The 13,874-nt window shown below is 73.6% G+C and carries 11 protein-coding genes; 3 read left to right on the forward strand and 8 right to left on the reverse strand.

The window, feature by feature from the left end; translation table 11 throughout:
* Positions 1-312 precede the first annotated feature (312 nt).
* Complete coding sequence (locus OO63_RS25305; protein ID WP_051811175.1) at positions 313-1,149, reverse strand: class I SAM-dependent methyltransferase; 837 nt, start codon at positions 1,147-1,149, stop codon at positions 313-315.
* Between the two features lie 99 nt (positions 1,150-1,248).
* Positions 1,249-1,767, reverse strand: a complete 519-nt coding sequence (locus tag OO63_RS25310) for a membrane protein (RefSeq protein ID WP_030360992.1) — start codon at positions 1,765-1,767, stop codon at positions 1,249-1,251.
* 284 nt (positions 1,768-2,051) lie between these two features.
* Between OO63_RS25310 and OO63_RS25315 the strand changes: the two genes are divergently transcribed.
* Entirely contained in the window at positions 2,052-4,298 is a 2,247-nt protein-coding gene (locus OO63_RS25315) for a serine/threonine-protein kinase (RefSeq protein ID WP_030360993.1), read from the forward strand.
* An 88-nt stretch (positions 4,299-4,386) separates the two neighbouring features.
* On the opposite strand, the gene OO63_RS25320 is transcribed toward OO63_RS25315, so the two are convergent.
* From OO63_RS25320 to OO63_RS25340, 5 genes are all read right to left on the reverse strand, one after another.
* Positions 4,387-4,746 carry an SH3 domain-containing protein gene (locus tag OO63_RS25320; protein WP_030360994.1) on the reverse strand — a complete coding sequence of 120 codons (360 nt, stop codon included), beginning with the start codon at positions 4,744-4,746 and terminating at the stop codon, positions 4,387-4,389.
* Positions 4,747-4,880: 134 nt separating this feature from the next.
* Positions 4,881-6,734: a dihydroxy-acid dehydratase gene (gene ilvD / locus OO63_RS25325; protein ID WP_030360995.1), complete on the reverse strand. Its 1,854-nt coding sequence runs from the start codon at positions 6,732-6,734 to the stop codon at positions 4,881-4,883.
* A 137-nt stretch (positions 6,735-6,871) separates the two neighbouring features.
* Complete coding sequence (locus OO63_RS25330) at positions 6,872-7,498, reverse strand: TetR/AcrR family transcriptional regulator (RefSeq protein WP_030360996.1); 627 nt, start codon at positions 7,496-7,498, stop codon at positions 6,872-6,874.
* Positions 7,495-8,316 (reverse strand): sugar phosphate isomerase/epimerase family protein, encoded by an 822-nt coding sequence (locus OO63_RS25335; RefSeq protein WP_030360997.1) that lies wholly within the window; start codon positions 8,314-8,316, stop codon positions 7,495-7,497. The genes OO63_RS25330 and OO63_RS25335 overlap by 4 nt, the downstream gene beginning before the upstream one ends.
* A gap of 84 nt (positions 8,317-8,400) precedes the next feature.
* Entirely contained in the window at positions 8,401-9,351 is a 951-nt protein-coding gene (locus tag OO63_RS25340; RefSeq protein ID WP_030360998.1) for a Ppx/GppA family phosphatase, read from the reverse strand.
* A gap of 92 nt (positions 9,352-9,443) precedes the next feature.
* Here OO63_RS25340 and OO63_RS25345 point away from each other — a divergent pair, with 92 nt between their 5' ends.
* On the forward strand, positions 9,444-10,424 hold the full coding sequence (locus OO63_RS25345) for a DUF3109 family protein (RefSeq protein ID WP_033264454.1): 981 nt from the start codon (positions 9,444-9,446) through the stop codon (positions 10,422-10,424).
* 107 nt (positions 10,425-10,531) lie between these two features.
* Here the strand turns inward: OO63_RS25345 and OO63_RS25350 are convergent, their stop codons facing one another.
* The gene (locus tag OO63_RS25350) at positions 10,532-12,193 is read right to left on the reverse strand and encodes a BACON domain-containing protein (RefSeq protein ID WP_248782216.1); all 1,662 of its coding nucleotides are present in this window, start codon (positions 12,191-12,193) and stop codon (positions 10,532-10,534) included.
* 211 nt (positions 12,194-12,404) lie between these two features.
* Between OO63_RS25350 and radA the strand changes: the two genes are divergently transcribed.
* Positions 12,405-13,814 (forward strand): DNA repair protein RadA, encoded by a 1,410-nt coding sequence (gene radA / locus OO63_RS25355; protein WP_030361001.1) that lies wholly within the window; start codon positions 12,405-12,407, stop codon positions 13,812-13,814.
* Positions 13,815-13,874: the final 60 nt, after the last annotated feature.

Genomic DNA, 13,874 nt, shown 5'->3' on the forward strand with positions numbered 1-13,874 from the left:
GGCGGGTGGGACGGTCCTCCGCCGGATCGGCGCTTCGCGCCTCGTCCTCAAGCGCCGGACGGGCTGAACTCGGGCAGGCCGAAGGTGCCCGTGGGACGGGCCGCCCTCGGATCGGCGCTTCGCGCCTCGTCCTCAAGCTCCCCCGAGCTCTCAAGGAGCAGGGGGTACCCCCACGACGGGCTGAGAGGTCTTCGCCGGGGTGGGCTGGAAGGTGCCGGGGGCTGGGGAAGCGCCCCCGGGCCAAGCCCGGGGGCGGCTGGGTCAGGCCCGGGGCGACGGGGCCTTACCCGGGTCAGGCGACGACGCAGTGGGTCAGTGGCGCGTGACGGGCCTGCGGACGAGGGTCAGGTCTACTGCGTAGGCCTCTTCTATCTCGCCGTTGGGGAAGATCTTCGTCAGGTGGGTCTGTTCGTCGGCGAGGACCGGGGCCGAGCGTTCCAGGCCCAGGTTTGCGAAGTAGGAGCGGCTGCTCAGGTGGGCCAGGTGCAGGGAGAGGGGGACCCGGCGAGTCCAGTGGAGGCGGCGGTGGGTCGGGGTCAGGCCCGGGGCCACCGACTCGATCACCGCGGGTGCGCCGCTGCTGATGCCGCTCGCGTGGTAGCCCGGCAGCCGGGACTTCAGGCGGGCCTCCTGCTCGGCCGCCCAGGCGACGTCCGGGTCCGGCGTGTTCCACCACACCGCGAGCGCGCCGCCCGGGCGCAGGACCCGCAGGGCCTCCGGCACCGAGCTCGCCGGGTCCGTCCAGTGGAAGGCCTGGGCGTACGTGACGAGGTCCGCCGACGCGTCCGCCAGGGGCAACGCGTCCCCCACCGCACGCAGCAGCGGGACCTCCGGCAGCGACGCGCGCAGCTGTGCGCCCATCGCCGGACCCGGCTCCACCGCGATCACCTGCGCGCCGCGGTCCCGCAGCAGGCGCGTGGCGATGCCCGTGCCGGCGCCCACGTCCACCACCGTGGCCCCTGCCAGGGGGCGTTTTGCCAGTTCCTCGATCGTGGCGAGGAGTTCGGGTGGGTAGCCGGGGCGGGCCGTCGCGTACTGGGTCGCCACCGTGTCGAAGGAGAGGGCGAGAGAAGAGAGGGAAGAGAGGGAAGAGGTGGACGGGTCGCTGTCGGTGCGGGGCGCGTTCAGGTGGTCGTCGTCGGTCGGCATGGCGTCATCCTTGCCTCGCCGTCCGCCCTCTCGCCGGGGTTCGCGCGACTTCGGCCGCCTTTCGATCCTCTTCGAGCGTCCAGGCGGGCGCCCCTCCTGCTACTTCCCGCGCTTCCGCTTCGACGGGTTCTTCGTCCTGCGCGACGTCCGCTTCTCGTACTCCTGCCGCGCCGTCTCGTACTCCTCCCGGTGCAGCTTCTCGCCGGGGGCCTCCTTCAGGGCGCGGAAGAAGTACGCGAGGAGGGAGCCGACGAAGCCGATCATCATCAGGCTGCGCATGGACGCCACCGACTGCGGGTCGTGGCGCTTGGCGAAGCCCTCCCACGTACGCCGGAACGCGATCGCGCTGCAGATCGCGAACATGATGACGACGAGGAGGTTCACGAACGCGCCCACGTCCGCGATCTCCAGGCCCTGGTACGCGAAGCGCAGCACGAGGCAGCCCGCGACGGCCGCGGCCAGCGCGCCGACAGCGACACCGGCGCGGCGCAGGCCGTAGCGGTCCGTGTGGTCGACCCAGCTCGTGCCGAAGAAGCGGATGGGCTCGGGCCGGGGCCCCGGCGCGGTGCCCCCGGACGAGGGCTCGGTACGGGGTTCGTCACGCGGTTGCTCACTCACGCGTCGATTATCGCCCCGACCAGGCGGGCAGCCCCCTCAGCCCCGCCCAACGGTTCGCCGGACGCGCACCGGAGCCCGCACAGCCTGTCCGGCGATTGAGGACGAGGCGCGAAGCGCCAACAAGGGCGGGGGAACGGGGCGCAGCCCCATGGTCACCCCCGGTCAGGGCCCAGGGGCCAGGCCACGCCGAAGACGTCCCCCGCCTTGCCCCGCCCGTCCCCCCGGCCGCTAGTTTGTGCGGACAGGCATGACGCACGGGGGACGACCGGAACGGAGGTCGAAAGGTGTCGCTCCGCTCAGGGGATCCCGAGGAGATCGGTGGCTACCCGCTCGAGGCCCGCCTCGGGTCGGGCGGCATGGGCACCGTGTTCCTCGGGCGTACGGCGTCGGGGCGGCCGGTCGCGATCAAGCTGATCCACCAGCAGTTCGCGGACGACGACGAGTTCCGCATCCGGTTCCGGCAGGAGGTCGCCGCGGCGCGCCGGGTGAGCGGCGCGTTCACCGCCGCGGTCGTCGACGCGGACCCCGAGGGGCCGCACCCGTGGATGGCCACCTCCTACATAGAGGGCCCGACCCTCGCGCAGCGCATCGCTCGGCGCGGGCCGATCGGCGGCGCCGAGCTGCGCACGCTCGCCATCGGGCTCGCCGAGGCGCTGCGCGACATCCACCGCGCCGACGTCGTCCACCGCGATCTGAAGCCGTCCAACGTGGTCCTCTCGCCGGAGGGGCCGCGCGTCATCGACTTCGGCATCTCGCGCGCGGCCGACCAGCAGACGCTGACGATGACGGGGCGCGTGATCGGCACGCCGCCGTTCATGTCGCCGGAGCAGTTGCAGAACCCGCGCGGGGTCGGTCCTTCCTCGGACGTCTTCTCACTGGCCACGCTCCTTGTGTACGCGTCCACGGGGCAGGGGCCCTTCGACGCGGACTCCCCCTATATGACGGCCTACCAGGTCGTCCACGAGCCGCCCGCCCTCGGCGACGTACCGCACGCCCTGCGCGGCGCCGTCGAGCCGTGCCTCACCAAGGACGCGGCCGCCCGGCCCTCCGTCGACGAACTCCTCGTCCTGCTTCGCGACCTGCCCGCCGACCTGGAGGTCGCCGCGGGCGGCGGGCGCACCCGCGACACCCGGACCCAGCACCATCTGTCCCGGGACACCGGCGGCGGGCGCGACACCGCCAGCGGCACGGGCACGGGAACGGAAGCTTCCCCCAGCCCCGCCTCGCCCTCCCCCGCCCGCCGCCCCGCTCGCCGCCGCCTGCGCCCCGTCCTCGCCGCCGTCGCCGCCATCGCCGTCCTCGGCGCGGGCCTCGCCTTCCTCTCCCGGTCCTCCGACGACGGCCCGGACGCCAAGCGGGACGACAAGGGGCGCAACGTCGCCGCGACAAGACCGGCTCTGCCCGACGGCTTCCGGCCGTGGCGGCAGGACGTACCGGCGGGAACGGCGAAGGTCCCCGACGAGGTGCGCTGTCTGCCGCACGGCGACTCCGTGTACTGCGGGGGCGGCGGCTCCGTCGCCACCCGCGTCCGGGTCGCCGACGGCAAGCGGCTGTGGACCGTGCGCGGGCCGGGCGTACCGGTCCAGGACACCTCCCTCGCCGGGCTCGCTAACGGCGGCCGTACCGTCGTCGGCTACCGCTTCGCCGCCGAGGGGTCGGGCACCGACGAGGTGGTCGCCCTCGACGCCGCGCGCGGCAAGGAGCTGTGGTCCGCGCCGTTCGGCGCCCGGTCCTCGTCCGTCGTCGGTCCCGGCGCCGCGGACGCCGTGGTGGTCGGGGCGACCGTGCTCACGGCCGACGCGGACGGCAACCGGATCGAGGGCCGCGACGCCCGCTCCGGCAGGAGTCTGTGGACGGTCCCGGTCCCCGCGGGCAGCCAGTGCGCGCCCCTCGGCGCCGGCGGCCGCGCGTACGTGATGTGCGCGCCGAAGGCCGACCTCGCCGACGGCCCGGCGCGGCGGGCCACGATCCGCCCGGTCGACCCGGCCTCGGGCAGGCCCGGGCGTGCCGTCACCCTGGACGGTCCGGTCCAGCCGCTCGGCGCGCTGGACGGGCGGCTCGTCCTGGTGCGGCAGCGGGCGGGTGAGGAGATCGGCGTCGTCGCGTACGACGCGCTGCTCCGCCTGGACGCGGCGCGCGGCAAGGTCACGACGACCCGGCTCGCCAAGACGTACGGCGGCACGCCCGGGCTCGTCGGCGGCACGGTGTACTTCACGGAGCAGAGCGGCCGGGTCAGCGCGGTCGACGCCGGGTCCGGACGGCTCCGGTGGGCCCGGCACACGGGTGTGGAGGGCGCGGCGGGGCCGACGGCCGGACCGGGCGGCCTGTACTTCGGGTCGAGCGGCGGCCGGGTCGCCGCGCTCGCCCCGCGCGACGGCCGCCGCCTCTGGTCCACCGACCCGAAGATCAACGGCGACGGCGGCCTGCGCACGGGCCCCCGCGTGGCGCTCTCGGGGCGGGTGGCGGTGGTCTCGGGGTCGGACAACCTGCTGTACGCGTTCGACACGGCGAAGCCGCCGAAGTCGGATTGACGGGTCTTAGTGGAGGGGTACACGGCAAAGCCGCCGGGGTCCGGATCCCCCGGGCCCCGGCGGCTTCGCGCCGTCGGCGGTCGCCGTCTCAGCAGCGCGGCGCCACGTACCCGTTGCTCCCCGTCCGCACATACGTGTCCGACACGTACCGGCCGCTGCCGATCTTGTCCCATATCTTCGACGTGCCGGTGGGGCCCGTGACCGTCTCGCCGGGCCGCTGGCAGCTGATGGAGACGCGGGTGCCCGCCTGGACGCGGCCGACCTTGGCGTAGGACGTGCCGGGTCCCGAGCGGACGTTGACGTCCGCGACGACCGGATAGCTGCGGGCCGCCGCCGCCTCGACGTCCATCTCGGCGATGTCGGTCCCGCCCGCTTCCGCGATGTCGGTCCCGTCCGGCTCGGCAGCCCCTACTGCCCCAGCCGGCACCGTCAGTTCCTCACTGCTCATCCTGCTACCCCATATCCCCCGTGAAACGGGCGGCGCGGGCCGCCCATGGCATGTACCTCACACCATAGACGCGCCCGCGCATCACACCAGTTGCAGGACAAAGCAGGACAGTCTCGGCGACGGCCCCGCGGGGGTCAGCCCAGCTTCGACACGTCCCGCACGGCGCCCTTGTCGGCGCTGGTCGCCATCGCCGCGTACGCCCGCAGCGCCTGCGAGACCTTGCGCTCGCGGGACTTGGGGGCGTACACGCCGCCCAGGGCCTCGCGGCGGCGGTCCAGTTCGGCGTCGTCGACGAGGAGGTCGATCGAGCGGTTCGGGATGTCGATGCGGATGCGGTCGCCGTCCTCGACGAGGGCGATCGTGCCGCCGGAGGCCGCCTCCGGGGAGGCGTGGCCGATGGACAAGCCCGACGTGCCGCCGGAGAAGCGGCCGTCGGTGACGAGGGCGCAGGCCTTGCCGAGGCCGCGGCCCTTCAGGAAGGACGTGGGGTAGAGCATCTCCTGCATGCCGGGGCCGCCCTTGGGGCCCTCGTAGCGGATGACGACGACGTCGCCCTCGACGACCTTCTTGTTCAGGATCTTCTCGACGGCCTCCTCCTGCGACTCGCAGACGACGGCCGGGCCCTCGAAGGTCCAGATCGACTCGTCCACGCCCGCCGTCTTCACGACACAGCCGTCGACGGCCAGGTTCCCCTTGAGGACGCCGAGTCCGCCGTCCTTGGAGTAGGCGTGCGCGACGTCGCGGATGCAGCCGTTCGCGGCGTCCGTGTCGAGGGTGTCCCAGCGCTCGGACTGCGAGAAGGCCTCGGCGGAGCGCACACAGCCGGGGGCCGCGTGCCACAGCTCGACGGCCTCGGCACAGGCCGAGCCGCCGCGGATGTCCCAGGCGTCCAGCCACTCCTTGACGGAGGCGGAGTGGACCGTGTGCACGTCCTCGTTGAGCAGACCGCCGCGGTACAGCTCACCGAGGAGCGCGGGGATGCCGCCCGCGCGGTGCACGTCCTCCATGTAGTACGTCGTGGTCGGCGCGGCGTTGGGCGCGACCTTCGCCAGGCACGGGACGCGGCGCGAGACGGCGTCGATGTCGGACAGGTCGTACCCGGCCTCGGCCTCCTGGGCGGCGGCGAGGAGGTGCAGGATCGTGTTCGTGGAGCCGCCCATGGCGATGTCGAGGGCCATGGCGTTCTCGAAGGCCGCGTGGGTGGCGATGTTGCGCGGCAGCACGGAGGCGTCGTCCCCGCCGTAGTACCGCTCGGTCAGCTCGACGACCGTGGCGCCCGCGCGCTCGTACAGCGCCTTGCGGGCGGTGTGCGTGGCGAGGACCGAGCCGTTGCCCGGCAGGGACAGGCCGATGGCCTCGGTCAGGCAGTTCATGGAGTTGGCGGTGAACATGCCGGAACAGGAGCCGCAGGTCGGGCAGGCGTTCTCCTCGATGCGCAGGACGTCCTCGTCCGAGACGTTCTCGTTCGAGGCGTCGACCATCGCGTCGATCAGGTCGAGCTTGCGGACCGTGCCGTTGACGAGGGTCGTCTTGCCGGCCTCCATGGGGCCGCCGGAGACGAAGACCGTCGGGATGTTCAGGCGCAGGGCCGCCATCAGCATGCCGGGGGTGATCTTGTCGCAGTTGGAGATGCAGATCAGCGCGTCCGCGCAGTGCGCCTCCACCATGTACTCGACGGAGTCCGCGATCAGGTCGCGGGACGGCAGCGAGTACAGCATGCCGCCGTGGCCCATCGCGATGCCGTCGTCCACGGCGATCGTGTTGAACTCGCGCGGGATGCCGCCCGCCTCCTGGATGGCCTCGCTCACGATCCGGCCGACGGGGGCCAGGTGCGTGTGACCGGGCACGAACTCGGTGAAGGAGTTGGCGACGGCGATGATCGGCTTCCGGCCGATGTCCGCGCCCGGTACCCCGGAGGCCCGCATAAGGGCGCGCGCGCCCGCCATGTTGCGGCCGTGGGTGACTGTGCGGGACCTCAGCTCGGGCATCGTCGCTCGCTCCTCAAGAGTCATGCTTCGGGGCATGTGTGACTACGGCCGAGCGTACGCCGCTCATCCAAGATCCGGACAGGGTGTCCGGATGGCGGGACGGCCGTCTCATGCGCGGTGGGCACCGCCGCGGCCGGTCACGGACCGGTGAGATGCCCCTGCACCACCGGCGCCACCCGCGCCACGATCTGCTCCACGTCCGCCGAAGCCAGCGGCTCGACCTGGATGACGTACCGCAGCATCGCCGTCCCCACGAGCTGCGCCGCCGCCAGCTCCGCGCGCAGCTCGGCGTCGGGCAGGTCGAGGCGCTCGGCGATGCGGGCCAGGAGCTGGGTGGAGATCAGGCGGCGGAAGACCGTGGCGGCCGTTTCGTTGTTGACGGCGGAGCGGACGATGGCGAGGAGCGGCGTACGGGTCTTCGGGTTCTCCCAGACGCCGAGGATGAAGCGGGTCAGGCGCTCCCCGACGTCGTCGAGCGAGCCCTCCGCCACGGCCGTCGGCGCTGCGAGCGCGGGTGCGAAGGCCACCTCGATGGCGGCGGCGAAGACCTGTTCCTTCGTGCCGAAGTAGTGGTGCACGAGCGCCGAGTCCACGCCCGCCGCCTTGGCGATGGAGCGCACGGACGCCTTCTCGTACCCGCGCTCGGAGAACTGCTCGCGGGCCGCGTCCAGGATCACCTCGCGCATGGCGGGGCCCTGCTCGGACTGGGTGCGGGAGGGGCGGCCCCGGCGCCGGGGCGCGGGGGCGGTGCTCTCGCCGGTCATGACCGCGGCACCTTCACGGCCGACGCCAGGTGCAGGCGCGTGAAGGCGAGCGCCTCGGCGAGGTCGGCCTCGCGCTCGGCGCTGGACATCGCCCGCCGGGTGTTGACCTCGATGACGACGTGGCCGTCGAAGCCGCTGGTCGCGAGGCGTTCGAGCAGTTCGGCGCAGGGCTGGGTGCCGCGCCCCGGCACCAGGTGCTCGTCCTTCGCGGAGCCCTTGCCGTCGGCGAGGTGGACGTGGCCGAGCCGGTCGCCCATGCGGTCGACCATCTTCAGGGCGTCGACGCGGGAGGTCGCGGTGTGCGACAGGTCGATCGTGAAGTGGCGGTAGTCGTCCTTGGTGACGTCCCAGTCGGGGGCGTACGCGAGCATCTCGCGGTCGCGGTACCGCCAGGGGTACATGTTCTCCACGGCGAACCGCACGTCCGTCTCGTCGGCCATCCGCCAGATGCCCTCGACGAACTCGCGGGCGTAGTTGCGCTGCCACCGGAACGGCGGGTGCACGACGACCGTCGACGCGTCCAGCTTCTCGGCGGCGGCGCGGGCGCGCTGGAGCTTCACCCAGGGGTCGGTGGACCAGACGCGCTGGGTGATCAGCAGGCACGGGGCGTGCACGGCGAGCACCGGGATCCGGTGGTAGTCGCTGAGGCGGCGCAGGGCCTCGATGTCCTGGCTGACGGGGTCCGTCCACACCATGACCTCGACGCCGTCGTACCCGAGGCGCGCCGCCATCTCGAAGGCCGTCGCCGTCGACTCCGGGTACACGGAGGCCGTCGACAGGGCGACCTTCGCGTCCGGGATGCGGATTGGTTCCACCACGGGGACAGCGTACGGGGCCCGCTGGGTGCACCCCCAGGGGGCTCCGCCCCCTGGACCCCCGTATCGGCGCTCCGCGCCTCGTCCTCAAACGCCGGACGGGCTGGAATCTGCCGGCAGATGGTCCAGGCGGCGCAGGATCACGCCCTCCCGCAGCGCCCACGGGCAGACCTCCACCGACTCCACGCCGAAGAGGTCCATCACGCCCTCGGCGACGAGCGCCCCGGCGAGCAGCTGTCCGGCCCGTCCCTCGGACACCCCGGGCAGCTCGGCCCGCTCGGCGGTGGTCATGGCGGCGAGCCGCGGCACCCAGTCCTCCAGGGACTTGCGCTTCAGTTCCCGCTGTACGTAGAGGCCCTCCGTGGACCGCGCGGCGCCCGCGAGCCGGGCCAGCTGCTTGAACGTCTTCGAGGTGGCGACGACGTGGTCGGGGCTGCCGAAGCGGCTGAACTCGCCGACGGTGCGGGCGATCTGGGCGCGGACGTGGCGGCGCAGGGCGCGCACGTCGGCCGGGTCGGCCGGGTCGGTGGGCAGCCAGGCGGAGGTCAGGCGGCCGGCGCCGAGCGGCAGGCTGGCCGCGGCGTCGGGCTCCTCGTCGATGCCGTACGCGATCTCCAGGGAGCCGCCGCCGATGTCGAGGACGAGCAGCTTGCCCGCGGACCAGCCGAACCAGCGCCGCGCGGCCAGGAAGGTCAGCCGCGCCTCCTCCGCCCCGGTGAGAACCTGCAGGTCGACGCCGGTCTCCGTGCGGACGCGGGCGAGCACGTCGTCGGCGTTGGTCGCCTCCCGCACGGCCGAGGTGGCGAACGGGAGGAGGTCCTCGACGCCCTTGTCCTCGGCGGCCTGGAGCGCGTCACGCACCGTGGCGATGAGCAGGTCGACGCCGTCGGGGCCGATGGCACCCGCCTCGTCGAGCAGTTGGGCAAGGCGCAGGTCGGCCTTGTGGGAGTGCGCGGGCAGCGGTCGCGCGCCGGGGTGGGCGTCCACCACCAGCAGATGCACCGTGTTCGAACCCACGTCGAGGACACCGAGTCTCATGTACGGAACGCTACTGCGCCCGGGGCCGCTCTCGGCGTCCGGGCGGGCGTCACTGGTCTTCGGGGACACACGTGCGCGCATACCCTGGAGACGTGCCAAAGACGAAAAAGGCGAAGTCCGACAAATCGAAGCCGTCGCAGTCATCGGAGTCCTCGAAGTCGGAGAAGGCCGAGCGGGCGGAGAAGGCTGACAAGGCCGAGCGGAAGGCCAAGGAGGCCGGGAGGGCCGAGAAGGCGAAGAAGGCCGGCAAGGCTGACAAGGCCGCGAAGGGCGCCAAGGCCGGGGCGGCCGGAGGCGGCGCGGTCCAGGACGAGCAGGGTCTGGACTTCGCGCGCGCCTGGGTGGAGTTCCCGGACCCGGCGGACGACGAGCAGGTCTTCCGCTGCGACCTGACGTGGCTCACCTCCCGCTGGAACTGCATCTTCGGCAGCGGCTGCCAGGGCATCAAGGCCGGCCGCGCCGACGACGGCTGCTGCACCCTGGGTGCCCACTTCTCCGACGAGGACGACGAAAAGCGGGTCGCGGGTTACGTGGCGCGGCTCACGCCGGACATCTGGCAGCACCACGACGTGGGCACCGCGTCGGGCTGGGTCGCGCAGGACGAGGACGGCGAGCGCCAGACCCGGCCGTACAACGGCTCGTGCATCTTCCAGAACCGGCCCGGGTTCGCGGGCGGCGCGGGCTGTTCGCTGCACATCCTGGCGCTGAAGGAGGGGCGCGAGCCGCTGGAGACCAAGCCGGACGTCTGCTGGCAGCTGCCCGTCCGGCGGACCTTCGATTGGATCGAGCGGCCCGACGACACGAAGGTCCTTCAGGTGTCCATCGGGGAGTACGACCGGCGGGGCTGGGGTCCCGGCGGGCATGACCTGCACTGGTGGTGCACGTCGGCTACCTCGGCGCATGGCGCCGGGGATCCTGTGTATGTGTCCTATCGGCCCGAGTTGATCGAGCTGATGGGCAAGGAAGGCTATGGCCGCCTGGTTGAGCTGTGTGAGGAGCGGCTCGCCTCGCAGCTGCCGCTGCTTGCGCCGCATCCCGCCGATCCGGTGCGGGTCGGTTCTCGGGATGCCTAGTCGCCGTTGAGGGATTCGCCGTGGGCGGGTGCGGGATTGTTTGTGGCTGAGCGCGCAGTTCCCCGCGCCCCTCTGCTGCCGCCGCCCACCTCAGACCTGGCCCAGGCTCAGCCCTGGCCGGGGTCACCGCCCGGGGGTGGTGTTGTCGGGGCCGGGTCCGACGGGGTCGGGGTGGGGTCCGGGGGTGGGGTGCTTGTCGGGGTGGGGTCCGGGTCGGGCTGGGTCGGGGTGGGGTTGCCCTGGGTCGGGGTCGGGTCCGGGTTGGACGGGCCGGGGCGGGTTGCCGTGGGGCGGGGGCCTGGGTTGCCGGGGCGGTTCGGTGGGGTGGAACTCCCGTAGCCCTCGAGGGAGATGACCGCTCCGGTGGGGGCGATGGTGACGCGGGCGCTCCAGTGGCCCGCGGGCTCGCGGTCGGCGTCGACGTACACCCTGATCGTCACGGACTCGCCGGGCGAGAGGGTCCCCGAGGACTGGCTGAGGGCCAGCCAGGAGGCTCCGGTGCTCGCGGACCAGCGGACCGGTGAGCTGCCGCCGCCGGTCAGCGTGATGAGCGTGACGCCGCCGTGCGAGCGGGCCTGGACGCCGATGCGTCCGGCGCCGGGGCCCGCCCCCGCGGGTCCGCCGGGGCTGATGACCTCCACGGAGACACCGGGTCCGCCGCGGCCGTCGCGGAAGCGGTCGGGGTCGGTGCGGGCGTTGCCCGCGTTCTCGTAGTCCTCCCGGCCCTTGGGGCCGCGGCCGCCGGGGCCGTCGTCGGCCTCGGCGGCGCTCGCGGAGCGGCCGTCGCGGCCCTCGCCGGTGAGCGGCGCGCCGCGGTAGGCCGCCCAGAGGGCGAGGACGGGGGCGGCGACGACGGTGGCGACGACCGTGGTGGTGACGGCACGCGCGCGCAGGCGTTCGCGGCGGGCCGCGTGGTCCTTGGGGTCCATCGGGAAGCCGCGCCGGTCGAAGCGCGGGCCGCCGCCACGGGGCCTGCCCTTGGCGCGCGGGGTGTGGGCCATGGCGTGGTGCAGGGCCGCGCGCGGGGCGGCGATGACGGGCAGCGCGGCCGGGGTGACGGCGGTGCCGGGCCAGGCACTGGGGCCGGTGCGCTCGGCGGTGCGGCGGCACTGCGGGCAGTCGTCGACGTGCCGGACGAGCTCGCGGCGCAGGGCGGTGCCGAGCAGGACCTGGTTGTCGCCGGTGAGGCGGGCCACGATCGGGCAGGTGCCGGTCTCGACGACGGCGAGGGCCGCGCGGGTGCGCTCCACCTCGCAGGCGGCGGAGGCCAACAGGTCACGGGCGGCGGCCGGGTCGAGGCCGAGGACGGCGGCGACCTCCTTGGCCGAGAGCCGGTGCCGGACGGCGAGCTCCAGGGCCTCGCGCTGCTCCGGCGTGGTCCCCGCGGCCTCGGGCCAGGCGAGCTGGGCCAGTTCGCGGCGGCGGGCGCGGGCGGTCTCGTCGATGGGGGCGGCGGGGGCGGCGGGGGGTCCGGGGGGCAGGCACATCCAGCGGGCGAGCGCGTACAGCCACGCACGGGTGTCGCCGTCGGGCCGGGCGCCGCGCCGCTCGGCCAGCACCAGGACCTCGCCGAGCGCGGCGGTCGCCGCGTCGTGGTCGCACAGCACCGACAGGCAGTACGTGAACAGGCCGTCCAGGAACGGTTCGAAGTGCGTGGAAGGAGGTGCCGGCGACTGGGCGACCGTGCGCGGCACCACCCGCTTGCGGGCGCCCGGATGCGCCCGGTGCGCGCCGGTGGTGTACGTGGGAGTTTCCGGGCTGCTGCTCATCACCCGTGCGAAGTTAGGCGCATGATGCAGGCGCCTTCTGCCCCCTTGAGCACATTTAATCCTTACGGGTGAACAGATCCCTCAAAAGGGGACAGGAAGCCATGATTCCGTTGCCCGTTCGAGAAGGAGGGACTCGGCGGGTCAGGGGGCGCCCACGGACCGGTCCCCCGGCGCTGCCCGGGTTGTCGGTGGTGGCGGCTACGGTTCGTGCATGGCTGCCCGTACGAAATCCAGTAAGGACCGGCCGTCCTACCGCTGCACCGAGTGCGGCTGGCAGACGGCCAAGTGGCTCGGCCGCTGCCCCGAGTGCCAGGCGTGGGGGACGGTCGAGGAGTACGGCGCGCCCGCGGTGCGCACGACGGCCCCCGGCCGGGTCACGTCCTCCGCGGTGCCCATCGGCGAGGTCGACGTCCGCCGCGCCACCGCCCGCTCCACCGGCGTGCCCGAGCTGGACCGCGTCCTCGGCGGTGGCCTGGTGCCGGGCGCCGTGGTGCTGCTCGCGGGCGAGCCGGGCGTCGGCAAGTCCACGCTCCTGCTCGACGTCGCGGCGAAGGCGGCCACGGACGACCACCGCACGCTCTATGTCACCGGCGAGGAGTCGGCCAGCCAGGTCCGGCTGCGCGCCGACCGCATCAGCGCCATCGCGGACCACCTGTACCTGGCCGCGGAGACCGATCTGGCCGCCGTCCTCGGTCACTTGGACGCCGTCAAGCCCTCGCTCCTGATCCTGGACTCGGTGCAGACGGTCGCCTCGCCGGAGATCGACGGCGCGCCCGGCGGCATGGCGCAGGTCCGTGAGGTCGCGGGCGCCCTGATCCGCGCGTCCAAGGAGCGCGGCATGTCCACGCTCCTGGTCGGCCACGTCACCAAGGACGGCGCCATCGCGGGCCCGCGCCTCCTGGAGCACCTGGTCGACGTGGTCCTGCACTTCGAGGGCGACCGGCACGCCCGCCTCCGGCTCGTCCGCGGCGTGAAGAACCGGTACGGGACGACGGACGAGGTCGGCTGCTTCGAGCTGCACGACGAGGGCATCACGGGCCTCGCCGACCCCTCCGGGCTGTTCCTGACCCGCCGCGACGAGCCGGTCCCCGGCACCTGCCTGACGGTGACGCTGGAGGGCCGCCGCCCCCTGGTCGCCGAGGTGCAGGCGCTCACCGTCGACTCCCAGATCCCCTCGCCGCGCCGCACCACGTCCGGCCTGGAGACGTCCCGGGTCTCGATGATGCTGGCGGTCCTGGAGCAGCGCGGCCGCATCAGCGCCCTCGGCAAGCGCGACATCTACAGCGCCACGGTCGGCGGCGTGAAGCTGTCGGAGCCCGCCGCCGACCTCGCCGTGGCGCTCGCCCTGGCCAGCGCCGCGAGCGACACTCCGCTGCCGAAGAACCTCGTCGCGATCGGCGAGGTGGGTCTCGCGGGCGAGGTCAGACGGGTCACCGGCGTGCAGCGCAGACTGGCCGAGGCCCACCGCCTGGGCTTCACCCACGCGCTCGTGCCCGCCGACCCGGGCAAGGTCCCGCCCGGTATGAAGGTCACCGAAGTCGCCGACATGGGCGACGCGCTGCGCGTCCTTCCGAGATCGCGTCGTCAAGAGGCCCCACGCCAGGACGAAGTCCGCCGGTAGACTTTGCCCTGGTCTCGCCCATCCGTACGAAGCAAGGCGTATCGAGGCGTGTGGGGGAGG

The organism is Streptomyces alboflavus (genome assembly GCF_000716675.1).
In the GTDB taxonomy this organism is placed as follows: domain Bacteria; phylum Actinomycetota; class Actinomycetes; order Streptomycetales; family Streptomycetaceae; genus Streptomyces; species Streptomyces alboflavus.

Coding starts and splice junctions, on each gene's coding strand:
- OO63_RS25350 (WP_248782216.1), bottom strand. CDS start 12,193: ATGAGCAGCAGCCCGGAAACTCCCACGTACACCACCGGCGCGCACCGG.
- OO63_RS25340 (WP_030360998.1), bottom strand. CDS start 9,351: ATGAGACTCGGTGTCCTCGACGTGGGTTCGAACACGGTGCATCTGCTG.
- OO63_RS25305 (WP_051811175.1), bottom strand. CDS start 1,149: ATGCCGACCGACGACGACCACCTGAACGCGCCCCGCACCGACAGCGAC.
- radA (WP_030361001.1), top strand. CDS start 12,405: ATGGCTGCCCGTACGAAATCCAGTAAGGACCGGCCGTCCTACCGCTGC.
- OO63_RS25330 (WP_030360996.1), bottom strand. CDS start 7,498: ATGACCGGCGAGAGCACCGCCCCCGCGCCCCGGCGCCGGGGCCGCCCC.
- ilvD (WP_030360995.1), bottom strand. CDS start 6,734: ATGCCCGAGCTGAGGTCCCGCACAGTCACCCACGGCCGCAACATGGCG.
- OO63_RS25320 (WP_030360994.1), bottom strand. CDS start 4,746: ATGAGCAGTGAGGAACTGACGGTGCCGGCTGGGGCAGTAGGGGCTGCC.